At 66.7% G+C, this 18,849-nt stretch carries 15 protein-coding genes; 7 read left to right on the forward strand and 8 right to left on the reverse strand.

Annotated elements, in window-relative coordinates:
- Window positions 1-187 precede the first annotated feature (187 nt).
- Window positions 188-550 carry an STAS domain-containing protein gene (locus tag Pla108_RS03255; protein ID WP_146442932.1) on the forward strand — a complete coding sequence of 121 codons (363 nt, stop codon included), beginning with the start codon at window positions 188-190 and terminating at the stop codon, window positions 548-550.
- A 102-nt stretch (window positions 551-652) separates the two neighbouring features.
- On the opposite strand, the gene Pla108_RS03260 is transcribed toward Pla108_RS03255, so the two are convergent.
- The 6 genes from Pla108_RS03260 to Pla108_RS03285 all read right to left on the reverse strand — a co-directional run bounded on the left by Pla108_RS03260 (window position 653) and on the right by Pla108_RS03285 (window position 10,098).
- On the reverse strand, window positions 653-1,750 hold the full coding sequence (locus tag Pla108_RS03260) for an EAL domain-containing protein (protein ID WP_146442935.1): 1,098 nt from the start codon (window positions 1,748-1,750) through the stop codon (window positions 653-655).
- Between the two features lie 56 nt (window positions 1,751-1,806).
- A complete protein-coding gene (locus Pla108_RS03265; RefSeq protein ID WP_197526204.1) occupies window positions 1,807-5,058 on the reverse strand; it encodes a serine/threonine protein kinase in 3,252 nt (1,083 codons plus the stop codon).
- A 32-nt stretch (window positions 5,059-5,090) separates the two neighbouring features.
- A complete protein-coding gene (locus tag Pla108_RS03270) occupies window positions 5,091-6,431 on the reverse strand; it encodes an AAA family ATPase (protein WP_146442940.1) in 1,341 nt (446 codons plus the stop codon).
- Window positions 6,432-6,624: 193 nt separating this feature from the next.
- Complete coding sequence (locus Pla108_RS03275) at window positions 6,625-8,184, reverse strand: sialate O-acetylesterase (RefSeq protein WP_146442945.1); 1,560 nt, start codon at window positions 8,182-8,184, stop codon at window positions 6,625-6,627.
- A gap of 127 nt (window positions 8,185-8,311) precedes the next feature.
- Window positions 8,312-9,409, reverse strand: a complete 1,098-nt coding sequence (locus Pla108_RS03280) for an NAD(P)/FAD-dependent oxidoreductase (RefSeq protein WP_146442947.1) — start codon at window positions 9,407-9,409, stop codon at window positions 8,312-8,314.
- Window positions 9,409-10,098 carry a TIGR04282 family arsenosugar biosynthesis glycosyltransferase gene (locus Pla108_RS03285; protein ID WP_197526205.1) on the reverse strand — a complete coding sequence of 230 codons (690 nt, stop codon included), beginning with the start codon at window positions 10,096-10,098 and terminating at the stop codon, window positions 9,409-9,411. Before Pla108_RS03285 ends, Pla108_RS03280 begins: the two co-directional genes overlap by 1 nt.
- A gap of 709 nt (window positions 10,099-10,807) precedes the next feature.
- On the opposite strand from Pla108_RS03285, the gene Pla108_RS03290 reads away from it, so the two are divergent.
- From Pla108_RS03290 to Pla108_RS03305, 4 genes are all read left to right on the forward strand, one after another.
- Window positions 10,808-11,383, forward strand: a complete 576-nt coding sequence (locus Pla108_RS03290) for a hypothetical protein (protein WP_146442953.1) — start codon at window positions 10,808-10,810, stop codon at window positions 11,381-11,383.
- 161 nt (window positions 11,384-11,544) lie between these two features.
- Window positions 11,545-12,513, forward strand: coding sequence for an arsenosugar biosynthesis arsenite methyltransferase ArsM (gene arsM / locus Pla108_RS03295; RefSeq protein WP_146442956.1), 969 nt, complete (start codon window positions 11,545-11,547; stop codon window positions 12,511-12,513).
- Window positions 12,514-12,532: 19 nt separating this feature from the next.
- On the forward strand, window positions 12,533-13,510 hold the full coding sequence (gene arsS, locus Pla108_RS03300; RefSeq protein WP_146442959.1) for an arsenosugar biosynthesis radical SAM (seleno)protein ArsS: 978 nt from the start codon (window positions 12,533-12,535) through the stop codon (window positions 13,508-13,510).
- 79 nt (window positions 13,511-13,589) lie between these two features.
- A complete protein-coding gene (locus tag Pla108_RS03305) occupies window positions 13,590-14,570 on the forward strand; it encodes an IS630 family transposase (RefSeq protein WP_146442962.1) in 981 nt (326 codons plus the stop codon).
- A gap of 107 nt (window positions 14,571-14,677) precedes the next feature.
- Here the strand turns inward: Pla108_RS03305 and Pla108_RS03310 are convergent, their stop codons facing one another.
- Window positions 14,678-15,586, reverse strand: coding sequence for an SDR family NAD(P)-dependent oxidoreductase (locus Pla108_RS03310; protein WP_146442965.1), 909 nt, complete (start codon window positions 15,584-15,586; stop codon window positions 14,678-14,680).
- A gap of 68 nt (window positions 15,587-15,654) precedes the next feature.
- Window positions 15,655-16,752 carry a phytanoyl-CoA dioxygenase family protein gene (locus Pla108_RS03315; protein WP_146442968.1) on the reverse strand — a complete coding sequence of 366 codons (1,098 nt, stop codon included), beginning with the start codon at window positions 16,750-16,752 and terminating at the stop codon, window positions 15,655-15,657.
- A 243-nt stretch (window positions 16,753-16,995) separates the two neighbouring features.
- Between Pla108_RS03315 and Pla108_RS03320 the strand changes: the two genes are divergently transcribed.
- Both Pla108_RS03320 and Pla108_RS03325 read left to right on the forward strand, forming a co-directional pair.
- Entirely contained in the window at window positions 16,996-18,411 is a 1,416-nt protein-coding gene (locus Pla108_RS03320) for a vitamin K epoxide reductase family protein (protein ID WP_146442970.1), read from the forward strand.
- A gap of 5 nt (window positions 18,412-18,416) precedes the next feature.
- A complete protein-coding gene (locus tag Pla108_RS03325) occupies window positions 18,417-18,830 on the forward strand; it encodes a very short patch repair endonuclease (RefSeq protein WP_146442972.1) in 414 nt (137 codons plus the stop codon).
- Window positions 18,831-18,849: the final 19 nt, after the last annotated feature.

Raw genomic sequence — 18,849 nt, forward strand, 5'->3', positions numbered from 1 at the left:
CTTGTGGGAGGCGTCTGGCACGCCGATTACGGTGTCCCTTCCGAAACGGCATGGGGCGCGTTGTCGGCGTCGGAGTCGCCTCCCACAGGTTTCTTTCCTCAAAGGCGCCCAGGCCGGCCAGCCGGCAACGTGCAATGAACAGCCGGTTGTGTAAACTGCACGCCACACCGCACCCCCGGGATTTCCCATGGCGATCACCAGCGCAATCCGCGACGGCATTCTTTTTGTTCAGATCGAAGACTCGCGTCTGCTCGACGAGGCCAAGATCCAGAAGCTCGAGCAAGAGCTCGACGCCGCGATCGACGCCTCGACCGAGCCACGTGTCATCCTGGACTTCAGCAAAGTCCAGTTCATGTCGTCGTCGATGCTCGGCAAGCTGGTCAAGACCCAGAAAAAGGTCACCGGCTACAAAGCCAAGATGAAGCTCGCCAACGTCTCGCCCGACATCCAAGAGGTCTTCAAGATCACGCGGCTCGACAAGCTCTTCAGCATCGAGCCCGACGTCGAATCGGCGCGGAAGGCGTTCTTGAAGAAGGGGTTCTTCGGCTAACCGGGATCGCGGACGCCTTCTCGTGGGGCGCGCAGTGGAGACCTCCCCGTAACCGCTGCAAGAGCTCCCTCGTTGGCGTCGGCGTCGCGGAGGTCATCCAGTTTATCCAATCAGCGATTGGACGACGGCGGGCCGGCCGTAGTAAAAGCCTTGCCCGCAGAGGAAGCCCATCTGGGTACAGACCTCGTGGTCCTCGCGAGTCTCGATCCCCTCGGCTAAGGGGATGATCCCCAGTTCGGCCGTCATTTGGACGAGCCGCTCGACCATCTTTTGCCGTTCGAGCGACGCGGCGTGGATGTTCTGCACGAGCTTCATGTCGAACTTCAGGTAGTCGGGCGGCACCTCGACCAACTCTATAAGCCGCGCCTGACCGGCGCCGAAGTCGTCGTACGCGAGCCCGATGTTGAGATCGTTCAGCTTGGCGCGGAGCTCCCGCATCGGTTGGGCCTGCGTGGCGGTCGCCTCGTGGATTTCGAGCACCATCGGCCGCATCGGCGAGGTCTCGCGCAGCTCGCGGAGCGAGAACTCGAGCAGCTCTGGCTCGTCGATCTCGTTCGGGTGCGTATTGGCGAAGAGCAAGTGGTTCGCCGGGAGTGCGGCGCCGGCGTTGAGCCCTTCATCGCGGAAGATGCGGCTCAGCTCCGACTCGAGATTGAGCACGGCGGCGGCGCTGAACATCGCGTGCGGGTGCGTCAGGCCGAACAGCCGGCTGCGGCCGAGAATCTCGTACCCAAGTGTCTGCTGGGTCTTCATCGACACGATCGGCTGGAAGTGCGGCACCACCGCCCGTTCGGTCATCAGTTTGTCGAACTGGATCAACGACAACGCGCGGTCCGCCGAGTCATCCCGGACGGTCTGGTGGTGGGTCGATGGGACGTTGCGCCCAGCGCGGAACACCACCTGAGCGAACTGCACGAGGTCGCCGTGCCCCAAGGGGCAGTCGCCGTGGACCCGCTCGCCGTTGACGAACGTGCCGTTCGTGCTGCCAAGGTCGCGGACAACCAAGCCGTTCCCAACAATGAGAATCTGCGCATGCGCGCCCGAGACCGTCGGCGAGGCGAGCGAGAGTTTCTGGTCGGGGCGGCGTCCAACGGTGAACGGGGACACGTCCAGCGCGTACTGCCGCATCGGTTCGTCGTCGCTGACTTGGCCGCACAGCATCCAATTGTTTGCTGGTGCGAGCGTGTCGGGAGTGTTCATAGGAGCGAGTCGGAGTCAGCTGAAGCAGGGTTGGATTGTCAGGGTCGAGTTCACGATCAGCCGATTAGGACGGTCGCTTGGGGTTGTGAACCCGCGGTCTCGAAGAGCGGTTTGGCGGGCTCCTCGAAAGAGCTGATTACCGGGTCGTTCCAGGCGATGTCTCGCCGACTTCGAATTCTTTCGGCGAAGGCCGCGTAGTCACGCCGCCCGCCGATCAGCGACGCGGCTACATGGGGGAGCGACACCCCCGACATCTCCGTGACGAGCAGCAATTCGTTCTGATTGCCGTCGAGTCCCTCGCGGCGGGAGGGCTGTTCCAAGGTGAGACGCCGGAACACGCCGCCGCAGTCGGCGAGCGGCGGCGCGGCGAAACCGGCCGCCAAGGCCGCGTCGGCGGCCGCGCGGACCGTCGAGGCCTCTTCTCGCGAGACCTTTTGGGCCGCGTGTGCGAGCATCGCCTCCAAGACCTCCGTCGGCGTTTCTCCCGAGAGGACGGCGAGCAAACCCCCGTGCGCGGCGAGGTAATCCGCCTGCAGACGTTGCTCAACCGCGATTGAGAAGCGCTCCACTTCGCCGCTGACTGAGGGGGCCTCGGACTCGTCGGTGAACATCGAATCGAGCTGAACCACGACGCTGCGGAGCGTGTCGAGCTCGGATCGCAGGCTCTGCAGCCGTGACCGCAACCGCATCGCGATAGTGCGGGCGGCGACCAGAGCGGCCGCATCCAGGCGCAGCCGGAAGAGCTTGAACCGCGTGTCGTTCGCGTTGCCGGTCGTCAACCGGACCCGCTCGGTTTCGATATTGGTCGCCACTTTAGCAAGGTCGCCATCGACAGCCACGAGGTAATCGTCGAGCCAGAGGATGGCCCGCGACGCCCCTTCGAGCCGCTCTTGCGTGTCGTTCACCCGATTGAGGGTCCAGCAAACGGCCTCGTCCGCGAGTCGCGTGGTGATCGGTTCGACGATCGACTCGATTGATTTGCCACGGACCTGCCGTGGCGGGCTGTCGCTGTTGACGATCCCGAACGAGCGGTCCATCTTCGTCGCGAACTCATCGAGAGTCGACGAGTCATCAGAATGCAGCTTCGCGTCGAAGTACGCCGAGGCGTCGCCCCCGAGCGAGGCCTCAATCAGCGACCGGCAGTTCGACGCGAGCGTCGAGGAGTCGAGTTGAGTCTTGCCCAAGAACGCAACGGCGCCGTGGACCATTTGATCGGTCGTTTGGACCTTATTTGGCGTCAACGCTGTCGACTCGCCGCCCGCCCAACGCCGGAGCACGCGGGCCAGCGCCGCCCGTTCTAGCGCCGTCGGCTCGGCTTCCGACTGGCTATCACGGCTGCGGATAGCGAACGAGCGGAGTGTCGATCCGGTTTCGCCGCCGTCGCTCGATTCGCGGCACGCGTCGAGCAGCCGCTGGCCTGGCGTGAAGGCGTCTGCGAACAGGTACTCGGCGATCTCGTCGGCGGCCGACTCGAAGGCGGGCGTATCGATCTGGTCGCCCAACGGGACGAAGTAGGTATGGTCGAAGGCGGCGACGCCCGGTTCGTGCGCCGGGAGGCCGACTCCCGAGTCGCCGGGGTAGCCTTCCTCGCCGCGCCGCAGCCCCTCGAACTCGCTGAGCCACGCGTAGGAGTTGACCCGCGCCAGTTCGCACCGCTTGGTTTCGCGGAACGTTGAGTGGGTCATCACGCCGATGATCTTGGCGTCGTCGACGCCTAAGCGGCTGACGATCGACCGGACGGCGTAAGCGACGTCGATCGACATCCCCGAGCCGGAGCCGCCGGCCGTCGAGGCGACAACGTACACCCGCAGGCCGGGCTGGTCGAACGGCAGGCCGACCGCCTCGGTCGAGGCTTGGCGGCTGTTTTCGTCGATGGCGCTCGTGAGGACCGCGCGGAGCCGTTGAAATGCCTGCCGGGCATGGTCGATCAACGCCAGCCGGCCGAGCGGGCGGATGCCTTCGGTCTGCAGCGAGCGAGGGATATTGTACAGCCACCGGCGGCCCAGCCAGCGGAGGAGCAGGTCCGCCTTTTCGCGGTAGGCCTGCGGGCGGCGGAGCGGGAGGGTGACCGTTTCGGTGGCGTCGAGACCCAGGCCTCGTTCGCCGCCTCGTGACGCCGAGGCGAGGCTCTGGGCGTCGGTGTCGAACAGCAGCATCGGGGCCGAGGCGAGGGGCGCCGTCGCCCCCAGGTGCTCGTGCATCTGGGAACGCAACGCCCGGAGGACGCGCGCCCCCGAACCGCCGATACCGATAAACACCGCCGGCGCCGCGGCGAACGGGCCGGCGTCGATCACCGGCGCCGCGACTTCTTGCGGGGTGGCGTTGGCCAACGCCGGCGGGCGCATCGTTGTCATTTCGGACGCGTTGCCGAAAGCTTCGCCGGCGTCCGCTTCAAACACCTCGGTGACGGAGTGGCGGCTCGGCTTCGACGCGGGCGGCCGGGCGCTCGCTCGGCACGCGGCCGTCGTGCTCGTCTCGGCGCCGAACGATGGCGCCGTGTCGGAGGCGGATCGGAGCGCTTCGACAAACGCTTTGGCGGACTCGTACCGGTGCAGCGGGTCCTTCGCTAGGGCGCGTGAAACCGCGAAGCGGTCGCCATCCTCCAGGTACCCCAGCTCCGGGTCGTCCTTCATGTGCTGCAGCGTCAACTCGGCGGCGTTCACCCCCGAGAACGGCAGCGCGCCGGTGAGCATCTCTTGGTAGAGGATCGCCAGGCTGTACTGGTCGCTCTGCCGTGTTGGCGTTCCACGGAACACCTCGGGCGCGGCGTAAGTCGGCGTCATGCCGCCAACCAGCGACGCCTGCGCCTGATTGCTGAGGCTCTTCACGAGGCCGAAGTCGGCGACCTTGACGTGACCCGCCACCAGCAGCAGGTTCTCGGGCTTGATGTCGAGATGCGCCAGGTCGTTCCGCTCGGAGATGAAGTCCAACGCGTCCGCCGCGTCAGACAAGTATCCCAGCAGCTCGGCGCGGGGAATGCCCGGCATGCCCAGCGTTAGGCATTCGCTGAATCGGTCGCGGAGGCTGCCATCCGCCAGCTCCGAGACGACAATCAGCCTGCCGTCGACGACCTCGATACGGTCGAGCGACAACAAGAAGGGGTGGCGGACCGCTTTGATCTTCTCCAGCGCGTGCATTTCGCTGGTGGCGCGTTTGTCGTACTCGTTGCCGAAGACGAACTTGACCGCCTTACGGATCCCGCCGGGAGCCGTAGCGCTCCAGACCTCGCCGTAGCCGCCAGCGCCGATCTTTTCGACGAGGTCGTACCCGGGGAGTTTGACTTCGGGTTGTTGAGGAAGGTCGCTCACGGCGCTTCGTCCTAAAGAGTTCGTTCGTTGAATCAGCCGCCGCCGCAGAGGGCGGTGAAGTACGCCCCGACGGCGCGGTCGAGGTAGTCCGGCCGCAACTCGACCGGCAACCCTTGGTACGCGCAGAAGTTCCGCACCTGCATCAGCAGGTCGCGGGCGTGGCACCGGCGGAGCGGCATCTTCCGCGGGTGGTAGTGCTTCTGCAGCAGGTAGTCGACCGCCTCGGGTCGGTACGCACAGCCGATCGCCTCGCAGCCGCTGCGAAACAGCGTGCGGAACTCGTCGACCGACGGGTCGGTCACTTCCACCTTGTAGGGGATGCGCCGCAAGAACGCCTCGTCCGCCAGTTCGTGCGGCTCGAGGTTGGTCGAGAAGATGATCAGCTGGTCGAACGGCGCCTGGATCTTCTTGCCGCTTGCCAGCGTCAAGTAGTCGCAGCGGTTCTCGAGCGGGATGATCCAGCGGTTCAAGAGCTCGGTCGGTTCGACACGCTGGCGCCCGAAGTCGTCGATCAGCAGGCAACCGCAATTGCTCTTGAGCTGCAGCGACGCCTCGCTGACGTTCGTCACGGGATCGTGGCGGATCTCGAGGTTGTCCATCGTCAACTCGCCGCCGACGATCGCCGTCGGGCGGCGGATCTTGATCCAGCGGGGATCGACTCCCTCCTCGGTCAGCCGCGCGCCGCCATCGAAGTCGTCGGCTTTCGCGGCGGGCGTATGGATCGCGGTGTCGTACAGCTTGATGATCTGGCCGTCCTCGATCAGCGCGTGCGGGATCCACACGTTGCGGCCGAAGCAGCCCGTGATGCGTTTGGCGAGCGTCGTCTTGCCGTTGCCCGGCGCCCCGTACAGGAACAGGCCGGCGCCCGAGTTCACCGCCGGGCCGAGCACGTCGAGCAGCGCCGGCTCCACGCTGATGTCGGCGAAGGCCCGCACCAGTTGGTCGCGCTGCACGGCCTCGGCGCGGATCGTTTGGGCCTCGACCGACAAGACGTAGTCGTCGAGCGGCACCGGCGCCGGACCGACATACGCGGACGACTTGGTCGCCGCCAACGCCCGGTCGCGGCCGCTGTCGGTGAGGGCGTAGTAGTAGTCGTTGAGCGGCGCCTGACGCTCGTGGAACATCAGCTGCCGCGACCGCAGATCGCTGAGGAGCGGCTCGATCAGGCCGAACGGCAGACAGATACGGCGTCCGATCTCGCGCCCCGCCGCCGAACCAACCTGCAGAAGCAGCTTAAGCGCCAACCCCTCGAGCAGGACGCGGCTGACGCCGGTCTCTTCGACGGTCAGCGGTTCGCGCGGGCAGAATTCCTCGTCCGCAAGCAGCGGCGAGAAGAGTGGGCTGTCGGCGAGTGGCGATTCGATCGCGACCATACTGGCGGGCGGAAAGCGCGTCCCTCTTGCCCCATCGACAACGATCGAGGGCGCAAGGGGGACACAACGGTTGCCGAACCGTACGTCACCCGACGGAGTGGACGGCTTCACCACGGTGGTCGGTGCGCGTGAGCGTAAGCCGACTAATCCGGATAGCCGGCGCCGCCGATGCAGGCCTACCCGACCGGCGTTACTAACGCGCCTTCGCGGTCACGCCTGGCCAGTCGTCCGTCCTGAAAGGGGTCAGCGGCAGCCCCGCCGAATCGAAGACGTTCACCACCGGGTTGTTCGCCCAACCGTAGCGGACGGCGACCGGCTGGGGGACGTTCGGCGACGTGAGAACGACTCGCTTCCCCTCTTTTATCTCCGCGGTCGCGGCGTGGAACACCCGGTCCTCGCCGGCAACCGTGAAGCCCCGCGGCTCGACACCGTCGAAGGTCTTCAGCCCGGCGCCGACGTCGGCGATGGTGACGGTCGCCTTGCCGTCTTCAACGGCGAGGCTTTCGTAACGGGGGCTCTGGGCCTTGATCGGCAGGCCATAGGTCTCGCCCAACGCCAGCCGGGCCAGCCGCAATCCAACGTCACGCTTGTTGCGTGGGTGGATGTCGTTCGCCTCGCCGATGTCGATGATGACGGCTTGTCCGGCGTTGGCGAGGCTCTCGGCGGCCATCGTCTGCGCCTCGCGGAGCTCGGCCCAGTCAGAGCCTTCGACAGGCCCCGCGGTCTCCTTCTGGAAGTCGGCGAGCTGCACCCAATAGAACGGGAAATCCCCCTGGCCCCAGGCGGCGCGCCACGAAGTGATCATCCTCGGAAAAAGGTCGCGGTACTGGTAGGCGCGGCCCGCGTTGGTTTCGCCCTGGTACCAGATGACGCCTTTGATCGTGAAGGGCGTCAACGGCAGAACGCGGGCGTTGTAGAGGTTGGCCGGGCGGTGTTGGTTGAATAAGAGGTTGTCCATGCTAGGCCGCTGCGGTAAGGGATTGCCGGCGGCGTAGGCGGCGGCGCGCCGCTCGTAGAAGTCGGCAAGCTTCGTGGCGTACTCCGCGCGGAGCGACGCCTCGTCGATCTTGCTCTCGGTCTCCGCCCAGCGCTCGAGCAGCGGCTCGTAGAGCGGCTTCTCCCGCAGTTCAGCCAGCGGGACCCAGGCCTCGCAGGAAGACCCGCCCCAGGCGTTTCCGATGAGCCCAATTGGTGCGTCGAGCGTTTGTTGCAATTGCACGCCGAAGAAGTAGCCGACTGCCGAGAACGACTTGGCGGTCTTCGGCGTCGAGACCCGCCATGCCCCGTCGATGTCGTCGAGCGGCTCCTGCGCGCCCATCTGTTCGACTAGTAGGAGTCGGAGGTTGGGCCGCTTGGCGGCGAGGAGTTCGAGCTTCCCGTCCTTCGCGTTCTCGAGCGACCACTGCATGTTCGACTGGCCCGAGCAGATCCAGACGTCACCGACGGCGACATCGCGGACAACGACCGGCGCGTCGCTCTGCGAGCCCTCCACGACCAGCTCACGCGGCTCCCCCAGCGACAGCGGATCGAGCGTCACCCGCCAGGCGCCCGACTCGTCGGCAGTCGCTTGGTGGGTTTGGTCGCCGAACCTGACCGTGACCTTCTCCTCCGGCGCCGCTTTCCCCCAGACCGGGGCGGGCTGGTCCCGCTGCAGCACCATGTGGTGCGTAAAGACATAGGGCAGCCGGACATCCGCAGCCGCCACGGCAACGGTCGAGAGCACTACCAGGCCAATCAAGAAAGGAAGTCGCATCGAACGAGGCTCCGAGAAGTCGACCGAGAAGTTGAAGAGTACTGAGAAGTTGAAGCAAAAGGCCCCGCCATATTAAGCCTCGGATCCATCCGATACGAGCATCGCCAGATCTCGTGAGCTCGCATGGCTAAGCCAAGGCGGCGGTTTGCCGCCGCGCCGGGTCGAAGGGCGTCGTCGGCAAATCGCAGGCGACCCTGCGGATCATCGCGCTGATCAACACGGCCGTCGGCGGGGACAACTGCAGCCCACACCGGTGGTGGCCGCTTGCGACCCAACCATTGGCGACGCCGGGGAGGGGGCCGATCTGTGGCAACGCGTCCGCCGAGGCGGGTCGCAGCCCCGCCCATTGCCGTTCGACCATCGCCGCGCCGAGCGCCGGATGGATCGCACGGGCCGCCTCGAGCAACTCGTCCCGCGCCGCTGTCGTCGTGGTCTTGGAGAATCCTTGTTCCTCGACAGTCGCGCCGACCAGCACCAAGCCGTCGCGTCGCGGGACGGCATAGTGGGGGTACCGATGGACGATGCGCCGCAGCGGCGTCCCGGTCGGTCGCAGCAGCAGCATCTGTCCCCGCACCGGTCGGCCCGGCGCCCGCGACCACGCTAACTGAGCGAGTTCGGGCGTCCAGGCGCCGGCGCAAAGGCAGTACGCGCCGGCCCGGTACCGCCCGGCCGCGGTGACAACCGCTTCGATAGGGCCGTTGGGCCGCCGCTGGAAACCCTCGACGGCTGCCCCCGTCTCGATGCGGACGCCGCGTAGCCGGCACGCCTGTTCTAGCGCCTGCAGGCGGAGGGGGTTGCGCACTTGGGCCTCGGAAGGGACCCGCCAAGTCGTCGATTCGCCGGCTACTGAATCAACGTCGATTCCCATCGATTGCCAGCGGGCGAAGGCTGCCTGCAAATAGGAACGGTTCGCCGCGGTCTCGACATAGTCGGCGCCACAGCGGTCGTACTCGTCGTCGATCCCGGTTTCATCACACAACCGCTTCGATAGCGACGCATGCTGGAGACTCGCAACCCGCGCCATCGCGTCGATCGCCGGGTGGTCGGTGTACCACGAAGCGGGGGGCAAGATGCCCGCCCCGGCCCAAGAGGCCTCCTTGCCCAACTCGCCACGCTCGAGCAGCGTGACGGACAGCCCCTCGCAAGCCAGTTCATAGGCGATCGAGAGCCCGATGACGCCGCCGCCTACGACCACGGCGTCGTCGTGACGGTCGGAACGGGTCATCACACGGGAGGATCGGAGGGGAGGGACAGACCGACCAGTCGGTCGATCCGCGCGCCGAGTTCGCGGAGGGCGTCGTCGCCCCCCCCAATCATGGCGCGTAGACGAGCCAAGTCGTCGCTCGTGTCGATATCGTACCAGCTGTCGACGGCCCGGTAATCGTGCCCCTCGCGCCAGCCGGCCGCTTCGAGTCGCTTGAGGGTCGTCGCGTAGAGGGTTGCCTCGCTCCACGGCATGGCGTCGAAGATCGGCGGCGTCCTGCCGCGGACGCCGATCAGCCAGTAACCGCCGTCGTCGCTCGGCCCGATCACGAAACGCCGCGCGTCGCCGCTTTCGCCAAGCCACGCCATCGCCGATTGCACCGACTCGGCTGGCAGATGGGGGCTGTCCGAACCGAGCAGGATCGCCGTGGGATGGTTGGCGAAGAACGCCCGCATCCTTTCGCCGAGCGTCCCCTGGCTCTGCGGGACGCATCGCCACTCTCCGCGTCGTACCGCCGCTAACTCCTCGAATTCTTCCCGTCGAGTCGCCGGGGAGTAGGCCAGGACGAGGTCATGCCGCCCTGCCGACAGGGTGGCGAGCCTTTGTAACGTCGTCTCAAGAAAGGCGTGCGAGAGCTCCGCCGCCTTCGCCGCGCCGATTGTTGCGGCGAGACGCGTCTTGGACTTGCCGGGGGTCCAGTGCTTCGCCAAGACCCCCACGACGAGCCGTTCGGGGTGTCCCGATCGGGACGCACGGACAGACCCGGTAGACTCCTCTGTGGGGGGGTGCGTCGGCTCCCTGGGGGGGGTGTCAGCCATGAATCCGTCCCAACCGATTTGCGACTTGCCGCATGGCTCTTTGGAGGGGTTCGCTGTGGGTTCTGCCGTTGGTCAATCTCCGACCAACAGTAACTCGCTGCGCCGTCGTGAGTTGCGTAAGGACGGCGAGCCGGACAGTCGTTGGACCCCCTCGTAAGGCGGGGGTGTTGTGGACCGCTTTGGAGGGGCTCTGGAGCCTATTGGAATAGCGTAAGGTACTATTCAGTAGTGACTTATGGCAATGTTTGATCCCGCGATTCGTTGCTGCGTAGCATGTTCATAGAGCTCGCTAGATCGCCCAAACAACCACTGCCGTGGGCGTCAGGCTGAGCCCGCTCGATTGATTGTCGAGCGTCCGCGCACCGTGTTGTTCATGGGAACGACGCTCTCGGGATGGAGGCCGTGAGAACGAGTTCGGCGTCGCGATGAAGACCAACCAACCTTCTGTAATGACGCCATGGCCGCTCGTTCATCTCGCCGAGACTTCAAAGGGAAGCTGCCCGCGCGCTTGACACGTCGCCGCAATGGCGCGGTCTCAGCGCAGCTTACCCGTGACGCGCGTCCCAAGTCACGACGTGGCGTCGCGCAACGCAACGAGTCGTTGCCATTCTCTCCCCCCGAAGACTGGCACGAACCCACCGAAGCGGGCAACGGCTATCGCGTCGTGGTCCAGTCGCCGGGCGCCGGGTATCGCCACGTGCTGTCGGCCAAAGACGTCCGCGAACGGCTCGCCGATCTCCCCGAGTTCTTCCTCCGAGACCTCGAGGTGGTGCAATTCAGCCGGATGACCCGCAAGAAGCAGTCGCTGCCGTGCTACGGCATGCAGTGGGGGCCGGCGCTGTACCTTTACCCGATCGACGAATCGCTGGTGGAGCACTTCGGCCGGGCGCCGACGCCCGACATCTACAACGAATCGCGGATGTACGGCGGGCGCTGGCACGAGTTGGAGGGGGGCGCCTGGTCGCTCACCTGGTCCGAGTCGGCGATCCGCGACTTCTACCTCAATAACATCCTGATCCACGAACTGGGGCACCTGCTCGACGAGCGGAACACGAGCTACGTCGATCGCGAGCGCTACGCCGAGTGGTTTGCGACCGAATTTGGGTACCGCCGGACCGGTGGCGCCGACGCCCGACGGCCCAAGCGGAAAGTGCGGCGTCGGCATCACGCCCTCTGAGGGCGGTGGGCCGGTAGCGAGGTTAGCGGCGTGAGTCATTTCACATGGCGGCGATCTGCCGCAAAGACCTGCCTTATGCGGGCGGCCTGAGAGGCGTACGGTGAGGAGACGATTACTCGACTCCGCTCACAAATCGCCCCCGCTGGCGAACCGACTCACGCATGACTTATCTCGATATTGTCGCGTCGGTCTACCGCGACGTCGCTCAAAAGCCCGCTGATAACCTGTGCTGTGTGGCCACGGCCCCGCGTCGGTATCCGGGTTTGCGGATCCCCGGGATCATGCACGAGATGAACTACGGATGTGGCTCGTCGGTGCGTCCGGAGGACCTCAGCGAGGGGCAGCGAGCCCTCTACATCGGCGTTGGCGGCGGGCTCGAGGCGTTGGAGCTCGCCTACTTCACCCGCCGCCCGGGGGGCGTGGTGGCGATCGACCCGGTCGCCGAGATGCGCGAGGCGGCGGAGCGGAACTTGGCGCTCGCCGCGGAGACGAACCCCTGGTTCGATCCGGCGATGGTCACGATCCTGCCGGGGGACGCTTTGGAATTGCCGGTCGCCGATAGCGAGTTCGACTACGTCGCCCAGAACTGCCTATTCAATATCTTCCGAGCCGACCATCTCGAACGAGCCCTGTCGGAGGCCCGCCGCGTGCTCAAGCTGCGCGGCCGGCTGGCGATGTCCGATCCAATCACCCCGACGCCGCTGCCCGAACACCTGACCGACGACCCGCGGCTACGGGCCGCCTGCTTGTCGGGCTGCCAGACGTTCGACGCCTATGTCCGGGCGATTACGGAGGTCGGCTTCGGCCAAGTCGAGGTCCGTTCGCGGCGGCCCTACCGGGCGCTCGACGCGGCCGGCTATGGGTTGCCAAGCGATGTGCTGCTCGAGTCGATCGATGTGGTGGCCGTCAACCAGCCGACACCCCAAGACGGCCCGTGCGTCTATACCGGCCGAACCGCCACCTACACCGGCGCCGACGAAGCTTTCGAAGACGGCAACGGCCGCACGTTCCCCAAAGGGACTCCGCAGGCGGTCTGCGACAAAACAGCGGCGGCGCTGGCGGCGTTGGGACGCGCCGACCTGCTGATCACCCCCCCGACGTGGCACTACTCGGGTGGCGGATGCTGCTAGGGATCGACAGAGAGCGGCCATGAGTGGATTCGTCGAACGTCTCGGGGTGCCGCTCCGCGCGCGGGCTGAAATCACGACGCTGCAGGTGAATGTGGGATTGGCGTGCAACCTGGCTTGCCGACACTGCCACGTCGATTCATCCCCCAAGCGGACCGCGGCCGACGAGAACCTCTCAGAAGAGACCGCCGAGCGGATCCTCGGCTGGTTGGCCAACGCCCCGTCGATCACCACGGTCGATCTGACGGGGGGCTCGCCCGAGATGAACCCTCACTTCCGGCGGCTAGTGACCGAGTCCCGGCGGCTCGGCAAACGGGTGATGGACCGCTGCAACCCGACGATTCTCGTCCACCGCGACACGACCGGCGCCGAGCCTTACGCCTGGGCGCCGGCGTTCCTGGCCGACCACGGGGTTCACGTCGTGGCGTCGCTGCCGTGCTATCTGGAGGAGAACGTCCGCAAGCAACGCGGCCTGACGGCCTTTCCCGACTCGGTGGCGGGGCTCCGCCGGCTCAACGACATTGGCTACGGCCGGCGCCCCGAGTTGCGGCTGACACTGGTCTACAACCCGGTCGGCCCGTCGCTGCCGCCACCCCAGCAACAGCTCGAGGCCGACTACCGCCGGGTGCTCCGCGACGAGTACGGCTTGGAGTTCACCGAGCTGTGGGCGATCACGAACATGCCAATCGCCCGCTGGCGTGACGACCTCGAGCGGCGTGGCGAACTGGCGGCGTACGAGCAGCGCCTGCTCGACGCCTTCAACCCCGCGACGTTCGAAGGCCTGATGTGCCGCGGCCAGATTCACGTCGACAGCCAAGGACGCGTCCACGACTGCGACTTCAACTACGCCCTCCGCCTACCGACGCCGTCCACGGCGGGGCGTTTTCTCTGGGAGATCGATCCGGCCGAACTCGGCGGGCGCGAGATCGCGACGGGTCCGCACTGTTTCGGCTGCACCGCGGGGGCGGGAAGCAGCTGCGGCGGTTCGCTCGCTAGTTAGCGACCCGCTTATACGCATCGCCACATAAACCTGCGCGCTTCCTATTGCGCTGCCTCATCTTGTCGATCATATTGCGTGCATGCATGTCGAGCCGCACGGGACGCAGGAGGAGCTCAAGGGGCTTGAGCGTGGTGAGAAGAACGCCACGCGTTCCAGACGCCTGCGGGTGCTGATCCTCGCCCTGGAGGGCTGGACGGCCCCGGCGGTCGCCACGGCGGTGGGCCTATCTCGCCGGGCGTGCCAAGACGTGGTGCGGCGTTACAACGAACGGGGCCTCGCGGGGCTGGACGAACGTCGGGGCCGGTCTCGCAGGCCGGTGCTCTCAAGCGAAGAAGAGGCGGCGTTGCGGGAACGGATCGAGGCGGGCCCCACCGACCCCGACCCCGACCGCGTCTGCACGCTGCGTGGCAAGGACTTCCAGCGGGTCCTCGCCTCGGAGTTCAATCTGCTGCGGAGCCTCACGGGCGTCTACCGGCTCCTGCACAAGCTGGGCTACAGCTGCCTGCGGCCGCGTCCGAAGCACCGCAAGGCGGACCCCGAGAAGATTGAGGCATTCATGCGTGAGTGGCCCGAGCGAATCGAGCAGATCGCCGCGGGGCGCCCCGGCAAGCGGCTGCGGGTCTACTTCCAGGACGAATCGCGATTTGGCCAGCAGGGGACCAACACCAACGTCTGGGCGAAGAGGGGCTCACGCCCGACGGCCGTGCGGCAGACCGAGTACGAGTACCTGTGGGTGCTGGGCGCGGTCTGCGCCGAGACGGGCCACGCTGAGGGCCTCTTGAGCCCGCAGCTGAACACGAAGATCGTCAACACGTTCCTGGAGCTGTTCTCGGCGACGGTCCCCGAAGGGGAGCACGCGGTGATGGTGTGGGACGGGGCCGGCTTCCACACCGCCAAGGCTCTCGCCGTGCCCGAGAACATCACCCTGGTGCGTCTGCCGCCCTACAGCCCGGAGCTCAACCCGATCGAGAACCTCTGGCACTACCTCAAGAGCCACTTCTGGAGCAACCGCGTCTACGACGACTACGAAGCGCTCGAACAAGCCGCTATGGACGCCTGAAAAGTCGCCGTCCTCGACGAGGAACTCATCAAAACCGTCTGCCACGCTCCCTACGCAACTACACCAAACGCGCAGCTATAAGCGGTGATGCGTATTATGCGACCCAGCTAAGCAACTTGGCGCGGCGGTTGAACTTGCAAAGGAGGCGCCGAGCGGCCCAGTTTGAGCCGCAGCGCCGTTTCTACTTCTGGGTGCAGAGCGGCCAGCTCCGCTCTCTTGTTGGCGGCGCGCCGGGCCTTGCCGAGCGAATGCATCCAATCGAACAGCCCCGGAGCGGCCGCCATCGTCCCCCGGATCCAGCGGCCGACCGGGTCGACGATCACTTGTCGACGGTTGCGTTCAATCCCCCTGACGGCCGCGTGGGCGACTCGATCGAGCGAGACACAGCATACTCCAGGCGGGCGCCGCATCGAGCGTCCGCTCGACGTGGCGTCTTCGATCAATGCGGTCCGGACAAAGCCGGGGCAGAGCGTCGTGACGCCGAGCCCCTGCCGGCCGTACTCGACACGGAGCGCCTTGCTATAGCCGATCAGGGCGTGCTTCGAAGCGCAGTAGACCGCCACCCGTGGCATGACCGCCAGGCCAAGCACGCTACAGACGTTGAGCACGTGCGACTCGGGCCGCGCGAGCAGCGCCGGCAACAAGGCGTGGGTCAGTTTGACCGGGGCGTGCAGGTTGGTCGCCAGTACTTCGTCGGCGTCTTCCGGCGCCATGGCATGGGTCGGCCCGTAATAGGCGATCCCGGCGTTGTTGACCAGAACGTCGACCCCCGCCCAGCAGTCGAGTAGCCCCTCGGCGAGTGCTTCGAGGTCATGGTTGTCGGTCAGGTCGCACGGTATCGACAACGCGGCGACGCCGAACTGCTCAGCGTCGCGCTGGGTCTGGGCGAGTCCTGGCGCGTCGCGATCGACGAGCGCCAGCCGCACCCCTTTGGCGGCGAGGCGCAGCGCAATCGCCCGGCCGATGCCGCGGGCGGCGCCGGTGACGAGAGCGGTTTTGCCGGCGAGCCGTCGCATCCGGTCAAGTTGTTAGGAGAAGGTGAGCGATCGGGGACGCCAAGGACCAAGCCGCGGTCGCCGGCCGATCAGGCGGCCCGCCGGATCGTGTCGGCGCCCCGTTCGAGCATCTCGGCGGGGATCGTGCGGCTGAGCTGGTGACGGTCCTCACCCCGCAGCACGGCGACGCCCCACTTGTCGAGGTGGTACTTGCCGCCGTTGTAAACGCTGCGGTAGTACTTCTTGCCCGGGTAGACGGCGACGTTCGTCGGGACGGTCCGCAGGTTGAAGGCGATCCGGTGCTTGTCGGTCTTGTTCGCCGCCGAGCCGTGGATGCAGCGCTCGGTGAAGAGAATCATCTGGCCGGCGCGGCAGGGGATCTCGACGATCTCTTGGTCCTCTTCGCGGAAATCGAGCTCGAAGGCCGCGTTGTAGAACCCTTCCTTGCCGCCGAAGTGGATCGTGCGGATGCGGTTGTGGGTCCCGGCGGCGAACTTCAGCGCGCCGTTCTCGTGCGTCGAGTCATCGACCGCGATCCAAGCGGTGATCTGGAACAGGTCGTTCCGGTCGGCGGGGAACAACGCCGGGTCTTGGTAATCCTCGACCATGAAGGTGCTCGCTTGGTGCCACTGGATGGCGGGCGAGCCGGGGCCCTTGTAGAAAATCTGCGAACGCCAGCAGAGCAGGTCGGGGCCGAGCAACTGGGCGATCCGGTCGGTCACCGCGGGCGACTTCATGTAGTACCACAGCCGCGGCATCTCGAAGTGGCGGTCGCGCGGCGTCTCGAAGCCGTAGGTCTGCGACTTGGTCTTCTCGATCGCGAGCAGGTCTTGCTTGAAGTCCCGCATCTGCTCGGGCGAGAAGACGTCCAGCGGCCCAACGAAGCCGCGCTCGTAGAACGAGGTGAGCTGTTCTTGGGTGAGCCGGTGCTCCGGCGCGACATCGGCCTTCGACTCGACGACGGCCGGCTGGCGGAACTCGCACGGCTGGTCGATGTACGCGCTGGTGAGGCCCGAGCGGATCAGCTGGTTGAACATCCGCGGGTCCCAATTGCGGACGATCGACTTGAGGTCACGCGGCAAGACGCGCCTCGGCAGACGCAGCGCCTGATAGCCGCGGAGCCCGGCGAGGGCGGCGCAGATCGGCATCCGTTGCCAGAGAGGGCGGACCTTGGGGGCCATATTCATAGCGGAACGAGCCTTCGGCGAGACCAGCGAGGACGGGGCGAACACCACGCGACGTGCCCCTTACGTATCGGCGCTGCCCGCTGCCGGGATTAAGCCGCCTGGCATCCCTCAAGGGTTGCTAGCGGCGGCGACGGCATCGGGGCGCGCGGTGGCGTATACTGGGAGGGCTCGGCGACCCGCCCCGAAAAGTCCGCATCCTCGTCCTTTGTCTAGCTAGCAAGGCGACTCTCGTCGCTCTCCGCCATGGTCCGTGTGCTTCCTTGGATTGTCCGCACGCTAGCCGCCGCTGCGCTCGGGCTGTCGGCCTTTCTCTGGTGGTCGAGCGCCACGACCGCGTCGGCTGTTGGCTGCGACGCCTTCGCCGGTTTCGACTGCGACGCGGCCCTCGGGAGCCCCTGGGCGAAGCTCGGAGGGGTGCCCGTCGCGGCCGGCGGAACCCTGTGCTACGCCGCCGCGCTGGTTGGTTCGGTGCTAGCATGGCGCCGCGGCGGGGCGGCCTCGCTCGGTTGGCGGCTCCTCGAACTGACGGCTCCGCTGGCCGTTGGCGCCGGCGTCTGGTTCACCGCGGTTCAGGCGGCGGCGCTCGACTCGTTCTGTTTCTATTGCTTGGCGACCCACGCCTGCGGCCTCGCGATGGCGGTCGCCGTGCTGCTATGGCGCCGCGCCGCGTCCGCGGGCGGAGGCGAGGCACCGGTCGTGGTCTCGCCGTTTGCGGCGATGGCGTCCGGTCCGGCCACGGAGACCGACGCACCCCCGTCACTCGGCGTGCCGACCCTCGTTGGCCTGCTCGGGGTGATCGCCTTGGCGGGGGGGCAAACGTTGCTAGCCGCCCCGGCGGTCTCGGAGTACGACGCAAACCTGACCGACCAATTCGTCTTCACCGCAGCCTCCGCCGACGCGTCGGCCGAAGCATCGCCTCGTTCGCCAGAGCCAACGACCGAGGACCCCTCGGAGCCAGCCGCGCAGCCGGAACCCGAGTCGACCCCCTCGTCGACCCCCTCGTCGACCAAAGCGAAGCGGCGTAGCGGGGGCTCCCGTCTGGCGGCCTTTCTTAACGGCAAGCTCCGCGTGGACGCCTACGAGCAAGCGGTGCTCGGCTCGCCCGACGCGCCCCACTTAGTCGTCGAAATGATGGACTACGCGTGCCCCCACTGCCGCGAGTTCCACGACAAGCTGACCAAGGCGCTGGAGCGTTTCGACGGTCAGATCGCGGTGCTGGTGATGCCGGTCCCCGGTGAGATCGCCTGCAACAAGCACGTCCGCAAGGCGCGGAAGCAATCGCTCGGCGCGTGCTTCGCCGCCAAGCTCTCGATGGCCGTGTCGGATCTCGACCCGGAGGAGTTCGAGGCGTTCCACGCCTGGATGCTCCATGACGACACGATCCCCAACCGCACGAGGTCGCTGATCGAGGCGCGTCGGCACGTTGATGGCGACGAGTTGAGCGCCGCCTTACGTGACACCGAAGGCGCCCTAGGGGCCCGGATCAAGAACTACGTCGAACTCGCCGCCGCGATCGGCAAGCAGGGCCGCTTCGGACTGCCGGCCCAGATCCTCGGCGACCGGGTGGTGGCGGGCCCCTCCGAGTCGGTCGACGCCCTTTGTAAGTTGTGGGCGGAAGCGTTCGGCCTCGAGACCCCCACCGCAACGATCCCGTTCTAGAGCGCATGAAGCCCCCCAGCGCGGCGCGCAGCCGGACGATGGCCGCGGTCAAGAGCCGCGACACGGGACCCGAGCTGCAGGTCGCCGCGCTGCTCGACGCGGCCCGGGTTGCCTATCGGCGCGACGTGAAGGAGCTGCCAGGCCGCCCCGACTTTGTCGTCAAGAAGCGCGGCCGCCAGCCGCTGGCGATCTTCGTCCACGGCTGCTGGTGGCACGGCCACGATTGCAAGCGAGGCGACAGGACGCCGAAAACGAATCGCGCCTACTGGCAAGCAAAGATCGACCGCAACCGCCGCCGCGACCGCCGGGTGACGCGACAGCTGCGCGCGAGTGGCTACTCGGTCTGGGTCGTCTGGGAGTGCCGGCTAAAAGAAGGCGCGCTGCCGCCGCGACTAGCGGCACGGCTCCACAACCAGTGAAGCCAACTCCCAAGCGACC

Origin of the sequence: Botrimarina colliarenosi, assembly GCF_007859955.1 — a bacterium.
GTDB classification, from domain to species: domain Bacteria; phylum Planctomycetota; class Planctomycetia; order Pirellulales; family Lacipirellulaceae; genus Botrimarina; species Botrimarina colliarenosi.

Bases quoted from the DNA above. Each gene is read 5' to 3' on its own strand.
- Pla108_RS03255 (WP_146442932.1), top strand. From the start codon at position 188: ATGGCGATCACCAGCGCAATCCGCGACGGCATTCTTTTTGTTCAGATC.
- Pla108_RS03260 (WP_146442935.1), bottom strand. From the start codon at position 1,750: ATGAACACTCCCGACACGCTCGCACCAGCAAACAATTGGATGCTGTGC.
- Pla108_RS03270 (WP_146442940.1), bottom strand. From the start codon at position 6,431: ATGGTCGCGATCGAATCGCCACTCGCCGACAGCCCACTCTTCTCGCCG.
- Pla108_RS03275 (WP_146442945.1), bottom strand. From the start codon at position 8,184: ATGCGACTTCCTTTCTTGATTGGCCTGGTAGTGCTCTCGACCGTTGCC.
- Pla108_RS03280 (WP_146442947.1), bottom strand. From the start codon at position 9,409: ATGACCCGTTCCGACCGTCACGACGACGCCGTGGTCGTAGGCGGCGGC.
- arsM (WP_146442956.1), top strand. From the start codon at position 11,545: ATGACTTATCTCGATATTGTCGCGTCGGTCTACCGCGACGTCGCTCAA.
- arsS (WP_146442959.1), top strand. From the start codon at position 12,533: ATGAGTGGATTCGTCGAACGTCTCGGGGTGCCGCTCCGCGCGCGGGCT.
- Pla108_RS03305 (WP_146442962.1), top strand. From the start codon at position 13,590: ATGCATGTCGAGCCGCACGGGACGCAGGAGGAGCTCAAGGGGCTTGAG.
- Pla108_RS03310 (WP_146442965.1), bottom strand. From the start codon at position 15,586: ATGCGACGGCTCGCCGGCAAAACCGCTCTCGTCACCGGCGCCGCCCGC.
- Pla108_RS03315 (WP_146442968.1), bottom strand. From the start codon at position 16,752: ATGAATATGGCCCCCAAGGTCCGCCCTCTCTGGCAACGGATGCCGATC.
- Pla108_RS03320 (WP_146442970.1), top strand. From the start codon at position 16,996: ATGGTCCGTGTGCTTCCTTGGATTGTCCGCACGCTAGCCGCCGCTGCG.
- Pla108_RS03325 (WP_146442972.1), top strand. From the start codon at position 18,417: ATGAAGCCCCCCAGCGCGGCGCGCAGCCGGACGATGGCCGCGGTCAAG.